The organism is Nocardioides sp. Soil796, assembly GCF_001429525.1.
Taxonomy (GTDB): Bacteria; Actinomycetota; Actinomycetes; order Propionibacteriales; family Nocardioidaceae; genus Nocardioides.
This window is the reverse complement of record NZ_LMSQ01000005.1, coordinates 44,373-61,032: the sequence shown is the minus strand read 5'-3', so window position 1 is coordinate 61,032 and position 16,660 is coordinate 44,373. Positions and strand designations below refer to the sequence as shown.

Here is a 16,660-nt window from a genome sequence, read left to right as displayed (position 1 = left end):
GAACCACACGGTCGGTGCGATCGCCGTACGCGCCAGGGGTCGGGCCGTCCAACATGCAGTTCGCGGTACGGCGGACGTCGCTGAGCGTGCGACGTACGTCGGCAGGGCCGAAGTGCATGTCGCACGGTCCGCTCGACGGAAGGGCGGGTCCACGGCCGGAGGCGCCTGACCCGTCAGACGGTCGAGGCCTGGTTCCGGAAGCGGAGCTCGAGCTGCGGCGCCGCGTCACCGAGGCGTCCGCGCTTCCACATCGCGTGGATGACGAGCGCTGCGCCGACCGCACCCAGCATGCCCAGGGACAGGTCGCCGAGGGTGTCGGTGTAGGCGCCGTGGCGTTCCCAGGACTTGCTGAGGAACGCGGCGTACTCGGCCAGCTCCCACACGACCGACCCCGTGACCCCGATCGCGAGTGCGCGTTCGATGGTCGCGAGCAGCGTGGAGCTGCGATGCATGGTGAGCAGGATGACGGCTCCGGTGATCACGCCGGTGTTGAAGAAGTGCATGAAGTCGTCGAACCACACGACCTGGTCGTAGAGGTCCATCCGGTTGCCGAAGATGTCGGAGAAGCAGGACAGCGTGATCATCAGGTCGGCCAGCCAGGGGAACGACGCGCGCTCCTTCCAGAAGACCGACCAGATCACCGGAACGGTGAAGGCCAGCATCGGGTAGGCGACGGCCCGGGCACCGGCCCCCTTGTCGCGCATGTTGCCGAGGTTGGGGTCGACGAACGCGATCACCAGGAGCAGCAGCAGTGCGCCCTTGGCCGCCACGTCGAGTCCGCGGACCAGCGCCGGTGTGGCGTGCCGGGTTTGCAGGTGCGTGTCAGTCATCAGAGGACGAGCCTATGTGGAGCCTCCACCTCCCGCGGCATCACCGGAGATTCCACCGGGCACGGTGTCTCGCCGGTCACATCGGCCGCCACACGCAGGCCCGTCAGCGGGCAGCGGTCCAGCTGGCCTCGATGAGGTCCTCGAGAGGCAGGTGCGGGTCGAGAGTGACACCGCGGGCGCGGGTGTGGCCGTCGATCGCATACCAGATCGTGTCGGTGAGCAGCCGCGACAACACCTCGGCCGTGGGCTGTCGCTCGGGCCTGGCCAACCAGAGCTGGACGGCGCTGATGGCCAGGCTGACCAGACCGAGCGCCAGCGGGTCGAGGGCGGCGCGGTCGTCGTCGTCCAGCTCGACCACGAGCACGTCCGCGGCCAGCGAGATCAGCCCCGACAGCTCGGCGGCGATCTGTTGTACGGCGGTCTGCAGCGGGCTCGTCGTCGCCACACCGGCGAAGTCCTGGGCAGCGACCCGGTGCAGGTTCGGGTGCTCGGCCGCCCAGTCGACGTACGTCGAGACGATCCGCAGGATGATCTCGTCGACGCTCCCGCTCAGCACCACCTGCGGAGTCAGTCGGCCCCGCAGCGAGTCGAGGATGTGTGTCTGGACAGCTTGGTCGAGGTCGGCCCGGTCGGCGAAGTGGCGGTAGATCACCGGGCGGCTCAGGCCCGCGCGCGCCGCGATCTGGGAGACGTGTATCTCGGCGCCGTGCGGAGAGTCCTCGATGACGGCCAGCGCAGCGTCGAGGATCTGGCCGCGTCGCTCGAGCTTGTGCTCGAGCCAGCGCGACTGGCGACCGTCGGTGGACCCTGCGTCACTCACGTGGGTGTTCGACTCCTGGAGGTCTGGCGGATCATGGACTGGCGGATCGGGAGACGTCGATGCTCCCGACCGGTCTGCGTCATCGGCGGCCGAGCGACCGCCACGAGGTCGGGAAGGTCCACGATCTTAACGCGTGGGCGCGCTCGCTCCTCGCCGCGACCGCGCTCCGTGTCGTCGATGCGACGCCATCCGGACCGGTCGACGACCTTGCCCTCCAGGGACATCAGGAGTCGTTCGACGGGCACAGTCGGTTCGGTCAGGTGCCCGTGCTCGAGATCGTCCAGCAACCCGGTGACGGTCTCCTCCGCGCAGGCCTTGTTGGTGCCGATGTAGCCGGTGGGACCACGCTTGATCCAGCCGGCGACGTACACCCCGGGGCGCACCCTGCCACCGTCGTTGGGGACGGTTCCGGTCGCCTCGTCGAAGGGCAGTCCGTCCACCGGTCGCCCCCGGTAGCCGACGGAGCGGAGCACCATGGCGCACGGGATCACCTCGGTCTCCCCCGTCGGCACGGCACGCGGAACCCCGTCGGCGTCCGGGCGAAGCTCGGTGCGCACCACCTCGATCGCCTGGACGCTGCCGTCGCCGACGACGGCGACCGGTGCGGTCCGGAAGCGGAGCACGATGCGCCGACGCCCCGGGGTGGGCCGACGCCGTGAGAGCTCCGCGATCAGGGCGGTCTTGGGCGAGTCCACGACGATCTCCTCGCCGCCGTTGTCGACCAGCACGTCGACGTCGTCGCGTGCGGCCAGGCCGATCAGCTCGGGCATCGTGAACGCAGCCTCGGCGGGGCCTCGACGTCCGAGCACCAGCACCTCCTGGACGGCACTGCCGCGCAGGGTCGCCAGGGGCAGGTCGGCGATGTCGGTGCCCGACAGGGTCTCGGGATCAGCGGTGAGGATGCGGGCGACGTCGAGCGCCACGTTGCCGTTGCCCACCACCACGATGCGCCGTTCGCCGAGATCGACGTACGTGTCGCCATGGTCGGGATGCCCGTTGTACCAACCGACCACGTCCGTCGCGGAGACGCTGCCGGCCAGGTCCTCGCCGGGGACGCCGAGTGCGCGGTCGGCGGAGGCGCCCACGGCGTACACGACACCGTGGTAGCTCCGGGCCAGGTCGTCATGGCTGAGGTCGCGACCGATCTCGACGTTGAGGACGTAGCGGAACCCGGGCTGCTCCTCGATCGCCCGGAACAGCTTCGTCACGAGCTTGGTGTCCTGGTGGTCGGGTGCGACCCCCGCGCGCACCAGGCCGTACGGCGTGGGCAGCCGGTCGAACACGTCGACCTTCACCCCCGGGTTCTTCAGCAGCTCGTCCGCGGCGTACATCGCTGCCGGGCCGGCCCCGACCACCGCGATGCGCACGTCATCGGCCTGCACGACCCGGCGGGTGGGCACCAGCGCCAATGGCGTGCGGTCCGCGTGCGGTTCGTCCATGAAGTACGACGAGTTCAGTGCGATGAACGGCAGCTGGCGCTCGGTCAGCTTCGTGTGCGGAACGATCGCGCCGACCGGGCACGCCGTCACACAGGCGCCGCAGTCCACGCACGACTCCGGGTCGACGTACACCATCTCGGCCTCGGCGAAGCCGGGCTCACCGGGGGCCGGGTGGATGCAGTTGACCGGGCAGGCCACGACGCACGAGGCGTCGCTGCAGCAGGACTGGGTGACGACGTGGGGCATGGCGGAACTCCGTTCGGTCGCGGGACGGGCGGACTCAGGCGGCGGGTTCGCTGCGGAACCGGGCCGGTCGACCGTCGATGCGCATCAGCTTCCAGATGCGCCGGGACACCGGGTTCATCAGGTCGGCCTCCTCGGCGAGCATCCGCACGTCGGCGAAGAGGTCCTTGAGCAGCTTGCGGGACTCGGCGTCGCGCCAGTAGATGTCCTTGATGACCTCGCGCGGGATGCCGACCGCGTCGGTCACCTCCTTGCTCGGGACCATGATCACGTCGCACAGGGTGCGCATGATCAACGGGTACATCACCGACAGGAAGGCGCGCCGCGGCCGGCTCAGTCTCGCGGTGCGGTGGGTGATGAACTGGTGCGCGAAGCCGATGTGACGGGCCTCCTCGGCCACGTGGATCTGCATGATCCGCTGCAGCAGCGGGTGCATGTCGTTGCCGGCGCGCAGCACCGACTTCTGCAGGTGGTCGATCGGCTCCTCACCCGCGAGGATGCCGGCGAAGAAGATCTCCGGCAGCACCGGAGCAGCCAGGGGAAGCAGCGGCGCCACCGCGCGGAACCACTTCGGGCCGCCGGGAACGTCGAGGCCGGTGCGATTCACGAACTCCTGGAACATCTGGGTGTGGTGGCACTCCTCGGTCGCCTCGTGCGTCGAGTAGCGGAACTCGGGGTTGCCGTTCTTCAGGAAGAAGACGTGCCACATGATGCCGCCGATGAGGACCTGCTCGAACTGGAGCCCGACCTTGGTGATGTTGGCCTGACGCCAGAGGCCGATCTCGATCTGGCGCTCCCTGGGCAGCGACTTGTACCACTCATGGCGGCCGAGCGGGTCGACCTCGGGAAGGATCCACCGCGGGTCGTCGTGATGGATCGCGTAGTCGGGGTTGTCCCAGTCGATGTCGACGAAGGCATCGAAGTGCCGGTTCACCGACGCCTCCGAAAGGGTCGCCAAGGTCTCTTCGTAGCTCTGGGTCACGGCCATCTCGCACCTCATCCTGGAACGGCATTGCGGTCAACCACGACTTTAATGTGACGTGGAGTCACATGTAAATAGATATCTGTGACGCGATGTCTCAGATACCTGCCGACCCGTCGCCAGTTCTGATCGACCCGTCGCCAGTTCTCGGCCTCGATCCGAGCCACTACGGTTCCCCTATGACCCTTCCTGCACCCGCGTCCGACCGGACCGCGGTCGTCACCGGAGCCTCGTCCGGAATCGGCGAACAGATCGCCCGACAGCTCTCCGCCCGGGGCCACCACGTCACCCTCGTCGCGCGTTCGACGAGCCGGCTGGAGGCGCTCGCCGAGGAGCTGCGGTCCGCCGGCGGCGAGGCATCGGTGCTGACTCTCGACCTGGCGGACCGGGACGGCCGCGCCGGCCTGGCCGGACGGATCGACGCGGAGGGGCTCGTTCCCGAGATCCTGGTCAACAACGCCGGGCTCTCCACCCTCGGTCCGGTCAGCGCCTCCGACCCCGAGGCCGAGCTGAACCTGGTCGAGGTCGACGTGGCCAGCGTGGTCGACCTGTGCAGCCGCTTCCTCCCCGGCATGGTCGCCCGCGGCCGCGGCGCCGTACTCAACGTGGCCTCGACCGCGGCCTTCCAGCCGCTCCCGGGGCAGGCGGCGTACGGCGCCAGCAAGGCGTTCGTGCTGTCCTACACCCAGAGCCTGGCCGGTGAGCTGCGCGGCAGTGGCGTGACCGCGACCGCACTGTGCCCGGGCCCGGTGCACACCGGCTTCGGCGAGCGCGCCGGCTTCGTCCGCGAGGACGCCGAGGCGGCCCTTCCCGCGGTGATGTGGGTCGACGCCGAAGAGGTCGCCCGGGTCGCGGTGGAGGCCATGGACCGTGGCCGCCTGGTCGCGATCCCCGGCAAGGTCAACCGGGTGGCGTCGGTGTTCGCACAGATGGCACCGCGCTCCCTGCTGCTCCCCGTGCTGGCCAGGAACCACCCCGGCCTGCGCTGAGCCATGATGCCGAGACGCGCCTGCGCGTCGGGCCCTCAGCCCTTCGGAGGGAGAGTGCGGGCGTAGCCGACGCCGTGCTCGAGCCAGCCATCGAGGGCGTCTGCGGAGTCGAGGACCGAGGGGTCGACGGTGATCCACCCGTTCATGGGGCGGCCCTTCATCTCCATGCGATCCGCCCCCTGCTCCGTCACGAGTGCATCGGTCTCGGAGGGGTCGACCCGCAGCATCAGCGCGCCCTTGCTGGTCGCGGCGGCGGCCATGTTGCCGTGGACCAGGAACGCCAGGCCGCCGAACATGCGCTTCTCCGTCAGCCCGACCTCGCCCTCGAGTGCCTGCCTGATGCGCTCGGCCATCTCCTCGTCGTAGGCCATGGCCTTCCCTCCGTCGGCGTCACGCCGAAGATAGCGCTGGGCACGGACAGATGACCAGAGCCGCAGGGCAGCCGCTAGCCTGCGGTGCGTGTCGATGCTGAGGAACGTGCTGAGTCCCGCCCTCCACGCGCTGCACCGCGCCGTCGAGTGGGTCGGCGAGATCACGCCGGGCACACGGGCCGCGTCCCGGTTCGCACACTTCGGGGAGAAGAGCCTGATCGCCTTCCCGCACGCGACGATCCTCGGCGAGCGGGGCATCCATGTCGGCAGCGAGGTCCTGATCGGGCGGCACTGCACGCTCGCCCTCGGCTACGGTCCCGGCGACCATCCTCTTCCCGAGCGCGGCCTGGTGATCGGCGACCGTTGCGTCATCGGCGCGAGCAGCACCCTCACCGCCCACGAGAGCATCGTGCTGGGTGACGACGTGTGGTTCGGCCAGTCGGTCTTCGTCTCCGACGCCAGCCACGGCTACCAGGACCCCGAGGCGCCGATCGGACACCAGCTCGGCCAGCACCAGCCGGTCTCGATCGGCTCCGGCTCCTGGATCGGCCACGGCGCCGTGATCCTGCCGGGCACGACGATCGGACGCAACGTCGTGGTCGGCGCGGGCTCCGTGGTGCGTGGCGACGTTCCCGATCACTGCGTCGTGGCCGGTGTGCCCGCCCGCGTCGTACGCCGTCTCGAGCCGGGTGTCGGGTGGGTCGGGAGCCGGCCGGACGACGTGCGCCCGATCTGGTCGACCGAGGAGATCGCCCGGTTGCTGGGCGGCGGTTCGGACACCGGCAGCTGACGCTCAGTGCGTCGTGAGGCGGCCGATGACCCGAGCCACCTCCTCGCGCACCAAGGTCAGGGGCTCGTCTCGCTGCACGGCGATCTCCTGGTCCGTGTGTCCCTCGAGCACGAGCACGAGGCTCTCGTTCTCTCGTGGAGTGAGCGGCGGGTCGAGGCGTTCCGCACGAGCACGCAGGCGATCGGCGACGCGCTCCGTGTCGGCGTGATCGCGCAGCGACCTCCCTGCGCCGACCCGGCGCACCGCGTCGATGATGTCGCCGCTGCCGGCCAGCTTGACGAGTGCCCCGGCCGCGCCCGCGAGGACTGAGAGCGTCAGCGCCTCCTCATCACCGGCCGACGTCAGCAGCATTGCCTTGATCGACGGATCGTGGGCGCGGACGTCGCGACACACCTGGACGCCGGTGCCGTCGGGCAGTTGTACGTCGAGCAGCACCACGTCCGGCCGCAGCTCGAGGATCCTGAGGGTTGCCTGCTCGGCCGACCCCGAGTCGCCGACGACGGTGATGTCACGCTTTGTCAGCAGGTCGCGGAGGCCGCGACGCACGATGTCGTGATCGTCCACGACGAAGACCCGTAGGTCCCGGGGCACGTACCCGCTCATGTCTACGGTTCTACACCGCTTGTGCGTCACGGCGCATCCACCACGACCCACGTCCGTCGGCATGCGGCTCCCGCGAGACATTCCAGTCCCGTCTGCGCGGCCCTAGAGTGGGAGCATCCCCGTGGAGGCGCGATGGACCCGTTGGCAGCGACCCAGACCAAAGGCGCGGGCGACCGCGGCCCGAGAAGCGCCGAGGCACCGGGGGCTGCGGTCCTGGCCGCCCTCGTCCGCGCCTCGGCGCTCGGGATCGGCCTTCTCGATGCCGACCGGCGATGGCTGTACGTCAACCCGGCAGGTTGCCGGATCCTCGGCGCCGGTGCCGATGAGCTGACCGGCCACCGCTCCCCCTTCGTTCCCGTGGACCAGACCGACCGCACCGCGGCGGCGAACGGGACCGCGAGCAGGTTCGTCGACGGTGTCGGCGACGGCGAGCTGACCTTGGAGTACGTCGAGAACGGGTTCATCGACGGCCGCGGGCTGCGGATCGCGGTGATGTTCCGGGATGTCTCCGAGGCACGGCGACAGGAACGGAGGTTGGCCGCGTTCGCCCGGACCGCCTCCAGCTTGGCGTACGCCGAGTCCCTGCAGCAGGTGCTGGACCGGATCGCGGGTGAGGTGCTCCCACCGACGGGCTCGGTGGCCTGCGCGATCGTGCTGATCGATCCACGGACGCGTGCCTTCCGAAGTGCCGGGACGGCCGGGCACCGCGCCGACTACCTGGCCAACATCGAGAAGTGCCGCCGGTTGGGTGCCCCTCTGGGAACCCTCGAGGCGTTCGAGGAGCGTCGCCCCGCGGTTCGGCGTGACCTGCAGCTGCTGCTCCACGACCCCCGCTACGCGCCGATGCACGAGACGATCGCGGAGGCTGAATGGGGCTCGGTCGTGGTGGTTCCACTGGTCGCCCGCAACGAGGAGGTCGGAGTGCTCAGTGCTTTCTACCCCACTGCGCATGAGCCCACGGACGCCGACACGAGCTTCCTGGCCGCGATGGCCGACAAGGTCGCGATCGCGGTCGACAACGTGCAGCTGCTCGGCGACGTCGAAGGCAAGGCCGCACTGGAGGAGCGACACCGGCTGGCTCGCGAGCTGCACGACTCGGTGTCGCAGGCACTGTTCTCGATGAGCCTGACCGCCCGCGCCGTCCAGCTGGCGGCGCAGGAGTCCGGCGCCGACCCGGACGGACCCGTGTCGCGAGGCGTGGGGCAACTCCTCGAGCTCACCCAGGGCGCGCTGGCCGAGATGCGCGCGCTGATCTTCCAGCTCCGCCCGGAGGCGTTGCACGAGGAAGGGCTGACCGCTGCGGTGCGCAAGCATGCTGCTGCGGTCGCGGCCCGGGAGGGACTCGACGTGCGCGTGCACGCCGAGGAGGACCGATTGCCCCTGGAGGAGGTGGCGGAGGAGGAGCTCCTGCGGGTCGTCCAGGAGGCGGTCCACAACTGCGTCAAGCACGCCCACCCCCACCACGTCGACATTCGGCTGGCCGAGGTCCCAGACGACCCGGGCAGCCTGATGGTGGAGATCGAGGACGACGGCGACGGGTTCGTGCCCGATGCCCCGCATCCGGGGCACCTCGGCCTCGACACCATGCGGGAACGGGCCGAGCGCCTCGGCGGCCGCCTCGAGGTCGAGAGCTCGACCGCCGGGTCCCGGGTCCGGGCGGTGCTGCCGGGCGTCCTGCACCCGGTCCGTTCCTCCGAAGCGACGGACAGCACGGATGAGGCCTCCACACGGATGCGGCCATGACCGACGAGTCCGACCGGGCGGCCATCAGGGTGTTCCTGGTCGACGACCACAGCGTCGTACGCCGCGGCATGCGCGCCTTCCTGGACATGCTCCCCGACATGGAGGTGATCGGCGAGGCCGCGGACGGACAGGCGGCGCTTGACGAGCTGGCAGCCCTCGACAAGGCCGAGAAGCTGCCCGATGTCGTGCTCATGGACCTGCTCATGCCCCGGCTCGACGGAGTCGCCGCCACGTCGGCCATCACGCAGCGACACCCCGCCGTACAGGTCGTGGCGCTCACCAGCTTCAGCGAGACCGAGCGCGTCCACGCAGCCCTGGAGGCCGGCGCCGCCGGCTACCTGCTCAAGGACGCCGAGCCGGACGAGCTGGCTGCCGCGATCCGGGCTGCCCGGGACGGCGAGGTGCACCTCGACCCTTTGGTGGCCCGCAAGCTCACCCAGCTCCTGGTCGCCCCCGGTCCCACCTCGAGCGCCCTCACCGCAAGGGAACGAGACGTCCTCGTGCTGGTTGCCCGCGGCAGCTCCAACCGGGAGATCGCGGACGCCCTGGTGATCAGTGAACGCACGGCGCGCACCCACGTCAGCAACGTGCTCGTCAAGCTCGGTCTTGCCTCGCGCACGCAGGCCGCCCTGTGGGCGATCAGGGAGGGGCTTGTCCCTGCGCCCTGACGATCGCCCAGGACAATTGTCGCGCGCGAACCGCGTCGAATGCCTCTCGCCCATCGGGTGCGCCCCAGCTTGACTTGGACCAGGAACCCGCACCTGGAAGGGAGCCCGAGGTGGTCCGACGTCGAGGCGAGCCCATCCGCGTGCTGATCGCCGACGACGACCACCGTGTCCGCACCGCGCTGTCGGCACTCCTCGGCGGTGCAGCTGGTTTCGACATCGTCGACGCGTCCGCGACTACCGAAGCCGCACTGGCCGCGGCCAGGCAGCACCGACCGTCGGTCGCGCTCATCGACATCCTTCTCCCGGAGTTGAGCGACGGTCTCGGACTCCTCCGCGCGATCACCGACGATCTCCACATCCCAACCGTCGCCATGAGCATCGACGGCGGGCTGAGAGGCGGCGCGCTCGCCGCCGGCGCCACCCAGTTCTTCGACAAGGACGGCACGCCAGACCTGCTCCTCGCCGCACTGCGCGCCGTCGCTTCGTAGCCTGCCCGGGCCGGCGTCCGACTACGCGAGAGTGCCCTGGACGGACCCGTCTCCACGGGAAGGGCGCACCCGACCCGGGTTCCTCTCGGTTCGCGCTGGCAACACCGACCGAGTGCGGGCGTTGAGCGACGCATCGACGGTGAGATCGCCGGCATGGTCGACGTCGCGACGCAGGCCGGACCAGGCCGGGAGACCGATCTCCACGGCTCCTCCAGCTCGATGAGCCAGCAGCGACCCTTCGCCGTACGACGGCAGCAGTTCGTGGCCCGCCCTGGCGGTCAGGAGCGTGGTGCCCCGACCGGTTCGATCGCCCACACACGCGACGGGAACGGCTCCGGCGCGGTCCAGGGCGTTGTCCAGCTCGGAGGACCGGAGGTAGGGCAGGTCTCCCGGCAGGACGGCCAGGTCGCGGCCCGGATCTGCGGAACGCAGCTGATCGGCGCCGAACCGGATGGCCTCGTTGAGGCCCGGACCTTCGGCGACCCTCACCCTCACTCCGGGCAGGTCGAACGACTCGACGTCGTCGGCGGTGTCGCAGACCACCAGGACACCGGCCACGGCGGAGGCGTTCACCACCGCGCAGAGGGTGTCCCGGGCCATCACGATGGCGAGCTGGCGTCGCTCCCCCGGCTCACCACCGAGTCGCGACTTGCCGTGACGGGTGTCCTTCATCGGGACGATCACCCACCACTTCACGGGCGTGTGCGGGGCCATGGTCAGTGACCGATCCCGACGACGGCCAGGCCGGAGCGGACCTTGTAGCGCTTGTTGATCGAGATGAGGACAGCGGTGAGCGGTTCGAGCTGGCGGGCCAGCCGGAGCATGCCCGCGTCGACGCCCGGCTTGCCGGTCACCGTGCTGGCAAGCTCGATGACCGCGGCCTTGGACTCGGCGTCGTCGCCGCAGACCAGGACGTCCTCGTGGTCGAGCAGGTCGGCCTCACTGACCAGGGAGACCGCGGAGAGGTGGTGGAACGCACCGACCACACGAGCATCCGGCAGGAGCCCTTGGGCGGTCTCGGCCGCGGACGTCGGCCCGAGGTCGAGGCCGTAGGGTCCACGCTTGTCGAAGCCGAGCGGGTTGACGCAGCTGATCACGACCTTGCCTGCCAGCTGCGGGGCCAGCGACGCCACGAGATCGTCGTGGCCGTCGAACGGGATGGCGAGCAGCACCAGGTCGGCTGCTTCCGCGGCCTTCTCGTTCGCGGCGCCGTTGACCGACCCATTGCCGGAGATCCGTCCGGCCAGATCGGTGGCCGCCTCGACCGCGCGTTCCTCCGAGCGGGAACCGAGGATGACGTCGTGGCCACCCTTGGCGAACCGGTAGCCGAGTCCCTTGCCCTGGGGACCGGTGCCTCCGATGATCGCGATGGTGCTCATGTGGTTTCTCCTTCAGGCGTTGATGATGATCAGGCGTTGACGGTGAGCGGCAGTTGCCGGCGCAGCGACTCGTCGAAGGACGCCGCAGCCTGCACCCGCTCCTCGCAGACCGGGCCGTAAGTGGTGGACCGCTGGCGGGCCGGACGGCCGATGCCGGCGGCCAGGTCGTTCAGCTCCCGCACCGACTTCAATGAGCCGTTCTGGGCACCGGCCATCCGGCTGATGGTCTCCTCCATCAGCGTGCCGCCCACGTCGTTGGCGCCACCGGTGAGCATCAGGCGGGTGCCGTGCTCGCCGAGCTTCACCCAACTGGTCTGGATGTTGTCGATGCGGCCGTGGAGAAGCAGTCGGGCCATCGCATGGACGACCCGGTTCTCCTGCTCGGTGGCGCCGGCGCGGGCCTTTCCGGCGAGGTAGATCGGTGAGCTCTGGTGCACGAACGGCAACCCGACGAACTCGGTGAACCCGCCGGTCCGGTCCTGCATCTCGCGCAGGACCTTGAGGTGACCCAGCCAGTGCCTCGGTTCGTCGACGTGGCCGTACATCATCGTCGACGACGAGCGCAGCCCCACCTCGTGCGCGGTTTCCACGATCTCGATCCAGGTGGCGGCGGGCAGCTTGCCCTTGGTCAGCACCCACCGCACCTCGTCATCGAGGATCTCCGCCGCGGTGCCGGGGATCGAGTCGACCCCGGCCTCCTTGGCCGCGACCAGGAACTCCCGGAACGACAACCCGGTGCGGGCCGCGCCGTTGAGGATCTCCATGGGCGAGTAGGCGTGCAGGTGGATGTCGGGGACCCGGCGCTTGATCTCGCGGGCCAGCTCGAAGTACGCCGTCCCGGGCAGCTCCGGATGGATCCCGCCCTGCATGCAGATCTCGGTCGCGCCGACCGCCCAGGCCTCCTCGGCCCGCTTGCCGACCTCGTCCAGGGACAGGGTGAACGCGTCGGCATCCGTACGGCGCTGCGCGAACGCACAGAACCGACAGCCGGTGTAGCAGACGTTGGTGAAGTTGATGTTGCGGTTCACCACATACGTCACGTCGTCACCGACCACGGCTCGACGTACGTCGTCGGCCAGGCGACACAGTGCCTCCAGTGCAGGCCCCTCGGCCTGGAACAGCAGCATCGCCTCGGTGTCGGTGAGACCGGCCGGGTCGCGTTCGGCAGAGCGCAGGGCAGCCGCGACGTCACCATCCAGGCGGGCCGGGACCGTGTGCAGGGAGGCGTCCTGCAGGGCGTCCCAGTCGCCGTACACCTGGTCGAAGTCGTCTCGACGGTCATGGGTCCGGCCGGTCGTGTCGATGCTCCGGTGCAGGTCGGTGCGGCCCGAGCTGGTCCAGTCGAGATCCGGCTCCTGCCACGGCAGACCCACCGGCACAGCCGACTCGAGTGCCAGGCCACGTGCATCGGCCAATCCGTCGACGTGGTGGCGCAGGCGCGGGTCCAACCACGGCTCACCCCGCAGCACGAACTCCGGGTAGATGGTCAGTCGCTCACGCAGCTCGAAGCCCTGCTCCGCGGTGCGCAGGGCGAGCTCGTCGATCTGTGGCCACGGCCGTTCGGGGTTCACGTGGTCCGCGGTCAAGGGTGAGACACCACCCCAGTCATCGATGCCGGCCCGCAGCAGCAGCGCGAACTGGTCGTCGATCAGGTTCGGCGGCGCCTGGATCCGCATCGACGGACCGAGCACGACACGGGCCACCGCCACGGTCGCCGCCAGCTCCGCCAGCTCGGCGTCATCCTCGTGGGCCATCGCCGTGTCCGGCTTGGCGCGGAAGTTCTGCACGATGACTTCCTGGATGTTGCCGTACTGCCGCGCAATCCCGCGCAGCGCGAAGATCGCGTCGGCGCGTTCGGCGAACGTCTCGCCGATGCCGATCAGCACACCCGTGGTGAAGGGCACCGACGAGCGGCCGGCATCCTCGAGCGCCCTCAGCCGGACGGCCGGCTCCTTGTCCGGCGAGCCGTAGTGGCACCCACCGGGCTCGGACCACAGCCGCGTCGCGGTGGTCTCCAGCATCATCCCCATCGACGGGGACACCGGCTTGAGCCGCTGGAGGTCCTCCCACCCCAGCACGCCGGGGTTCAGATGGGGAAGGAGACCGGTCTCCTCGAGGATCCGGATCGCGACCGCCCGCACATAGGCCAGGGTCGAGTCGTACCCGTTGGCGTCGAGCCACTCGGCCGCGGCCGGCCAGCGCTCCTCGGGCCGGTCTCCCAACGTGATCAGGGCTTCCTTGCAACCCAGTGCCGCACCCTCGCGGGCGATCGCCAGCACCTCGTCCATCGACAGGAAGGGCGCCGGCACCTTCTTCGGGGTGGTCGCGAACGTGCAGTAGTGGCAGCGGTCCCGGCACAGCCGGGTCAGCGGGATGAACACCTTGCGGGAGTAGGTGATCACTCCAGCCCGGCCGGCCTGGTCGAGCCCGACGTCACGAACGTGGCCGGCGATCTCGCACAGTGCGTCCAGGTCCTCCCCACGCGCCTGCAACAACACCGACGCCTCCTCGGGGTTCAGGGTCACCGCCTGGCGGGCACGGTGCAGCGCACGCCGCATCTCCGCCGAGGTCGCTGCCGTCCCCGTGGTCATGCGCCGAACCTCGCCGTTCCGCCCTTGAGCACGACGGTGTCGCCCACGAGGGCGTCGAAGTGGACCACGCCGTCGGCCTCCCCGGACTCGACACGCAGCTCGTCGCCGGGCAGCACAGGTGAGGCCAGCCGGACCTCCAGCTCACGCAGGTCGGCGGGGTGTGCGCCCACCTGACCGGCGACGATCCGCGCGGCGATGCCCAGGGTGCACAGGCCGTGCAGGATCGGCCGGTCGAACCCGTTCGCGGTCGCGACCTCGGGGTCGACGTGCACCGGGTGCCGGTCGCCGGTCAGTCGGTAGAGCGCGGCCAGGTCCGACCTGGTCGCGAACGTGTCGCTCGCGTTCCGATCGACCGGTGCGGCAGCGGGGGCAGAGGGTCCGCGGTCTCCGCCCCACCCACCGAGGCCGGGCAGGAAGATGTTGTACGTCGCGGAGAACACCGACGAGCTCACCTCGATCTCGACGACGGCGGCCTTGCCCTTGTCGAGAACGCCGGCGATGCGCCCGGTCATCGGGATCTCCCCGCAGGCCGGCATCTCGCCGTGCACGACAAGCTTCTGCGAGGCATGCAGTGACCGCTTCGGGTCGTAGGCGCCGAGACGGCCGGCCGACTCCACGGCCCACAGGCCCAGCGCACAGGCGTACGTCGGCAGGGTGCGCAGGTCGCGCTCGTAGACGAGGTCGAGGTCGGTCGCCGAGGCACCGACCGAGAGCGCGTAGAGGATCGCGGCCGTGTCGTCGTACGACGCGGTGTGCGAGCCCAGTTCGGTGCCGGCGAGATCGGCAAGGGTAAGGGTGGGAATGTTCATCGGTAGGCCGCCGTCCCGGTGATCGCGTGGCCGAGGGCCAGCGTGTGGATCTCGTTCGTGCCCTCGTAGGTGTAGACCGACTCGAGGTTGTTCATGTGCCGGATCACCGGGTACTCCAGGGTGATGCCGTTCGCGCCGAGGCTGTTGCGTGCCTCGCGGGCGACGTCCATGGCCTGCCGCACGTTGTCGAGCTTGCCGAAGCTGACCTGCGCCGGCGTCAACGTGCCGGCGTCCTTGAGTCGCCCCAGATGAAGGGCCACCAGGGTCGAGCGGTTGACGCTGACCAGCATCTCCACGAGCTTGCGCTGGACCAGCTGGAAGCCGGCGATGGGCTTGCCGAACTGCTCACGGGAGAGGCTGTAGTCCAGAGCCGCCTCGTAGCAGGCACGGCCGGCCCCGACGGCGCCGAACAGGATCCCGAAGCGGGCCTCGTTCAGGCACGACAGGGGCCCGCGCAGGCCGGTGACACCGGGCAGCACCGCGGTCTGGGGCAGCCGCACGTCCTCGAGCACGATCTCGCCGGTCACCGACGCCCGCAGCGATGCCTTCTTGTGGATGGTGTTGACCGTGAAGCCCGGAGTGCCGGTCGGGACGATGAACCCCCGGATGCCGTCGTCGGTCCTCGCCCAGATGACCGCGACGTCCGCGATCGGTGCGTTCGTGATCCACATCTTGGTGCCGTTGAGCACCCAGTCGGTGCCGTCACGACGGGCCTGGGTCTTCATGCTGCCGGGGTCCGAGCCCGAGTCGGGCTCGGTGAGCCCGAAGCAGCCGATGATCTCGCCGGCGGCCATGCCCGGAAGCCAGGCTTCCTTCTGCTCCTCCGACCCGTAGGCGTGGATCGGGAACATCGCCAGGGATCCCTGCACCGACACGAAGCTGCGGAAGCCGGAGTCCCCGGCTTCGAGCTCGAGGCAGGCCAGGCCGTAGCTGACCGCGTTCGTTCCGGCACAGTCGTAGCCCTCGAGGTGCATGCCGAGCAGACCGAGGCCGCCCATCTCCTTGGCCAGCTCCCGTGGGAAGACGCCTTGGTCGTACCAGTCGCCGATCTCGGGAAGGACCCGGTTGACCACGAAGCTGCGGACGGTCTGCTGGATGGCGCGTTCCTCGTGGTCGATGAGCGTGTCGAGGTCGAGGAAGTCGCGCGGGTTGTCGGCGCGCTTGAGGTTGGTGGCGTCACTCATGCTGTCCTTCTTTCGTGAGGTGCTTGCTGCGGGCCCGGGCGACCGCGGATGCGCGCTCCGGGGATCCGAGCAGGGCGAGACGGGATGACTGCCATTCCACGGGGTCGAACGTGCCCGCGTCGTGGCTGTTGAGCACGGCCTTCGTCGCGGCGACTGCGGCCAGGTGCTCGGTGGTGGTGGCGCCCAGGAGTGCCTCCGCGGTCGCGACAGCCGTGCCCTTCGCCACGACCTGGGAGACCAGACCTGCCGCCCGGGCCGAGTCGTGGTCGAAGCGTTCGCCGAGCAGCAGCAGCCGGCGTACGGCGTCGCGCGGGTAGGCGTCACAGAGCCGGCCGAGTGACTCCGGGTTGTACAGCAGTCCGAGTCGTACGGCGGGCACCTGGAGGTAGCTGCCCTCCGCGGCCACCCGCAGGTCGCAGGAGAGGGCCAGGTCGGCGGCTGCTCCCAGGCACGGGCCCTCGAGTGCGGCCACGACGGCGACCGGCGCTGCGCGGATCGCGCGAGAAGCTGCTGCGACGGCCTCGTCGTAACCCACGTCGTCCGTGGTCCCGGTGATCTCCCGGAAGTCTGCGCCGGCACTGAAGACGTCACCGTTGCCGTGCAGCACGACACCTGTGACGTCGCACGCGAGTGTGGTGAAGGCCGTCGTGAGCGAATCGAGCACGGACAGCGACAGGGCATTGCGCCGTTCGGGCGCGTCGATGACGACGTGTTGGACCCGCCCGGTCATG

At 69.9% G+C, this 16,660-nt stretch carries 17 protein-coding genes; 5 read left to right on the top strand and 12 right to left on the bottom strand.

Features of this window, described 5'->3' with window-relative positions:
• Window positions 1-173: 173 nt before the first annotated feature.
• The 4 genes from ASH02_RS02895 to ASH02_RS02880 all read right to left on the bottom strand — a co-directional run bounded on the left by ASH02_RS02895 (window position 174) and on the right by ASH02_RS02880 (window position 4,320).
• The gene (locus ASH02_RS02895; RefSeq protein ID WP_056686274.1) at window positions 174-830 is read right to left on the bottom strand and encodes a hypothetical protein; all 657 of its coding nucleotides are present in this window, start codon (window positions 828-830) and stop codon (window positions 174-176) included.
• A 103-nt stretch (window positions 831-933) separates the two neighbouring features.
• On the bottom strand, window positions 934-1,650 hold the full coding sequence (locus tag ASH02_RS02890; RefSeq protein ID WP_056686271.1) for a TetR/AcrR family transcriptional regulator: 717 nt from the start codon (window positions 1,648-1,650) through the stop codon (window positions 934-936).
• Window positions 1,647-3,335, bottom strand: a complete 1,689-nt coding sequence (locus ASH02_RS02885) for an FAD-dependent oxidoreductase (RefSeq protein WP_056686269.1) — start codon at window positions 3,333-3,335, stop codon at window positions 1,647-1,649. Before ASH02_RS02885 ends, ASH02_RS02890 begins: the two co-directional genes overlap by 4 nt.
• Window positions 3,336-3,369: 34 nt before the next feature.
• Entirely contained in the window at window positions 3,370-4,320 is a 951-nt protein-coding gene (locus ASH02_RS02880) for an AurF N-oxygenase family protein (protein ID WP_082564040.1), read from the bottom strand.
• 173 nt (window positions 4,321-4,493) lie between these two features.
• Here ASH02_RS02880 and ASH02_RS02875 point away from each other — a divergent pair, with 173 nt between their 5' ends.
• Window positions 4,494-5,303: an SDR family NAD(P)-dependent oxidoreductase gene (locus ASH02_RS02875; protein ID WP_056686264.1), complete on the top strand. Its 810-nt coding sequence runs from the start codon at window positions 4,494-4,496 to the stop codon at window positions 5,301-5,303.
• 35 nt (window positions 5,304-5,338) lie between these two features.
• On the opposite strand, the gene ASH02_RS02870 is transcribed toward ASH02_RS02875, so the two are convergent.
• Entirely contained in the window at window positions 5,339-5,674 is a 336-nt protein-coding gene (locus ASH02_RS02870) for a TfoX/Sxy family protein (protein ID WP_057294272.1), read from the bottom strand.
• A 94-nt stretch (window positions 5,675-5,768) separates the two neighbouring features.
• Between ASH02_RS02870 and ASH02_RS27365 the strand changes: the two genes are divergently transcribed.
• Window positions 5,769-6,464, top strand: a complete 696-nt coding sequence (locus ASH02_RS27365; RefSeq protein WP_056686777.1) for an acyltransferase — start codon at window positions 5,769-5,771, stop codon at window positions 6,462-6,464.
• Between the two features lie 3 nt (window positions 6,465-6,467).
• Here the strand turns inward: ASH02_RS27365 and ASH02_RS02860 are convergent, their stop codons facing one another.
• Window positions 6,468-7,067: a response regulator transcription factor gene (locus ASH02_RS02860; protein ID WP_056686262.1), complete on the bottom strand. Its 600-nt coding sequence runs from the start codon at window positions 7,065-7,067 to the stop codon at window positions 6,468-6,470.
• A gap of 132 nt (window positions 7,068-7,199) precedes the next feature.
• On the opposite strand from ASH02_RS02860, the gene ASH02_RS02855 reads away from it, so the two are divergent.
• The 3 genes from ASH02_RS02855 to ASH02_RS02845 all read left to right on the top strand — a co-directional run bounded on the left by ASH02_RS02855 (window position 7,200) and on the right by ASH02_RS02845 (window position 9,966).
• The gene (locus tag ASH02_RS02855; RefSeq protein ID WP_056686260.1) at window positions 7,200-8,810 is read left to right on the top strand and encodes a GAF domain-containing sensor histidine kinase; all 1,611 of its coding nucleotides are present in this window, start codon (window positions 7,200-7,202) and stop codon (window positions 8,808-8,810) included.
• Entirely contained in the window at window positions 8,807-9,478 is a 672-nt protein-coding gene (locus ASH02_RS02850; protein ID WP_056686257.1) for a response regulator, read from the top strand. The genes ASH02_RS02855 and ASH02_RS02850 overlap by 4 nt, the downstream gene beginning before the upstream one ends.
• A gap of 110 nt (window positions 9,479-9,588) precedes the next feature.
• On the top strand, window positions 9,589-9,966 hold the full coding sequence (locus ASH02_RS02845; RefSeq protein ID WP_056686254.1) for a response regulator: 378 nt from the start codon (window positions 9,589-9,591) through the stop codon (window positions 9,964-9,966).
• 21 nt (window positions 9,967-9,987) lie between these two features.
• Here the strand turns inward: ASH02_RS02845 and cofC are convergent, their stop codons facing one another.
• Genes cofC through ASH02_RS02815 form a run of 6 tightly spaced genes read right to left on the bottom strand, consistent with a single transcriptional unit; the run spans window position 9,988 to window position 16,659 of the window.
• The gene (gene cofC, locus ASH02_RS02840; RefSeq protein WP_056686251.1) at window positions 9,988-10,680 is read right to left on the bottom strand and encodes a 2-phospho-L-lactate guanylyltransferase; all 693 of its coding nucleotides are present in this window, start codon (window positions 10,678-10,680) and stop codon (window positions 9,988-9,990) included.
• Window positions 10,681-10,682: 2 nt separating this feature from the next.
• On the bottom strand, window positions 10,683-11,345 hold the full coding sequence (gene npdG / locus ASH02_RS02835) for an NADPH-dependent F420 reductase (protein WP_056686248.1): 663 nt from the start codon (window positions 11,343-11,345) through the stop codon (window positions 10,683-10,685).
• A gap of 29 nt (window positions 11,346-11,374) precedes the next feature.
• Window positions 11,375-13,936 (bottom strand): bifunctional FO biosynthesis protein CofGH, encoded by a 2,562-nt coding sequence (locus ASH02_RS02830; protein WP_082564038.1) that lies wholly within the window; start codon window positions 13,934-13,936, stop codon window positions 11,375-11,377.
• Window positions 13,933-14,745: a MaoC/PaaZ C-terminal domain-containing protein gene (locus ASH02_RS02825; RefSeq protein ID WP_056686246.1), complete on the bottom strand. Its 813-nt coding sequence runs from the start codon at window positions 14,743-14,745 to the stop codon at window positions 13,933-13,935. Before ASH02_RS02825 ends, ASH02_RS02830 begins: the two co-directional genes overlap by 4 nt.
• Window positions 14,742-15,929, bottom strand: coding sequence for an acyl-CoA dehydrogenase family protein (locus ASH02_RS02820; RefSeq protein ID WP_056686243.1), 1,188 nt, complete (start codon window positions 15,927-15,929; stop codon window positions 14,742-14,744). Before ASH02_RS02820 ends, ASH02_RS02825 begins: the two co-directional genes overlap by 4 nt.
• Window positions 15,922-16,659: an enoyl-CoA hydratase/isomerase family protein gene (locus ASH02_RS02815; protein WP_056686241.1), complete on the bottom strand. Its 738-nt coding sequence runs from the start codon at window positions 16,657-16,659 to the stop codon at window positions 15,922-15,924. Before ASH02_RS02815 ends, ASH02_RS02820 begins: the two co-directional genes overlap by 8 nt.
• Between the last annotated feature and the right edge of the window lies 1 nt (window position 16,660).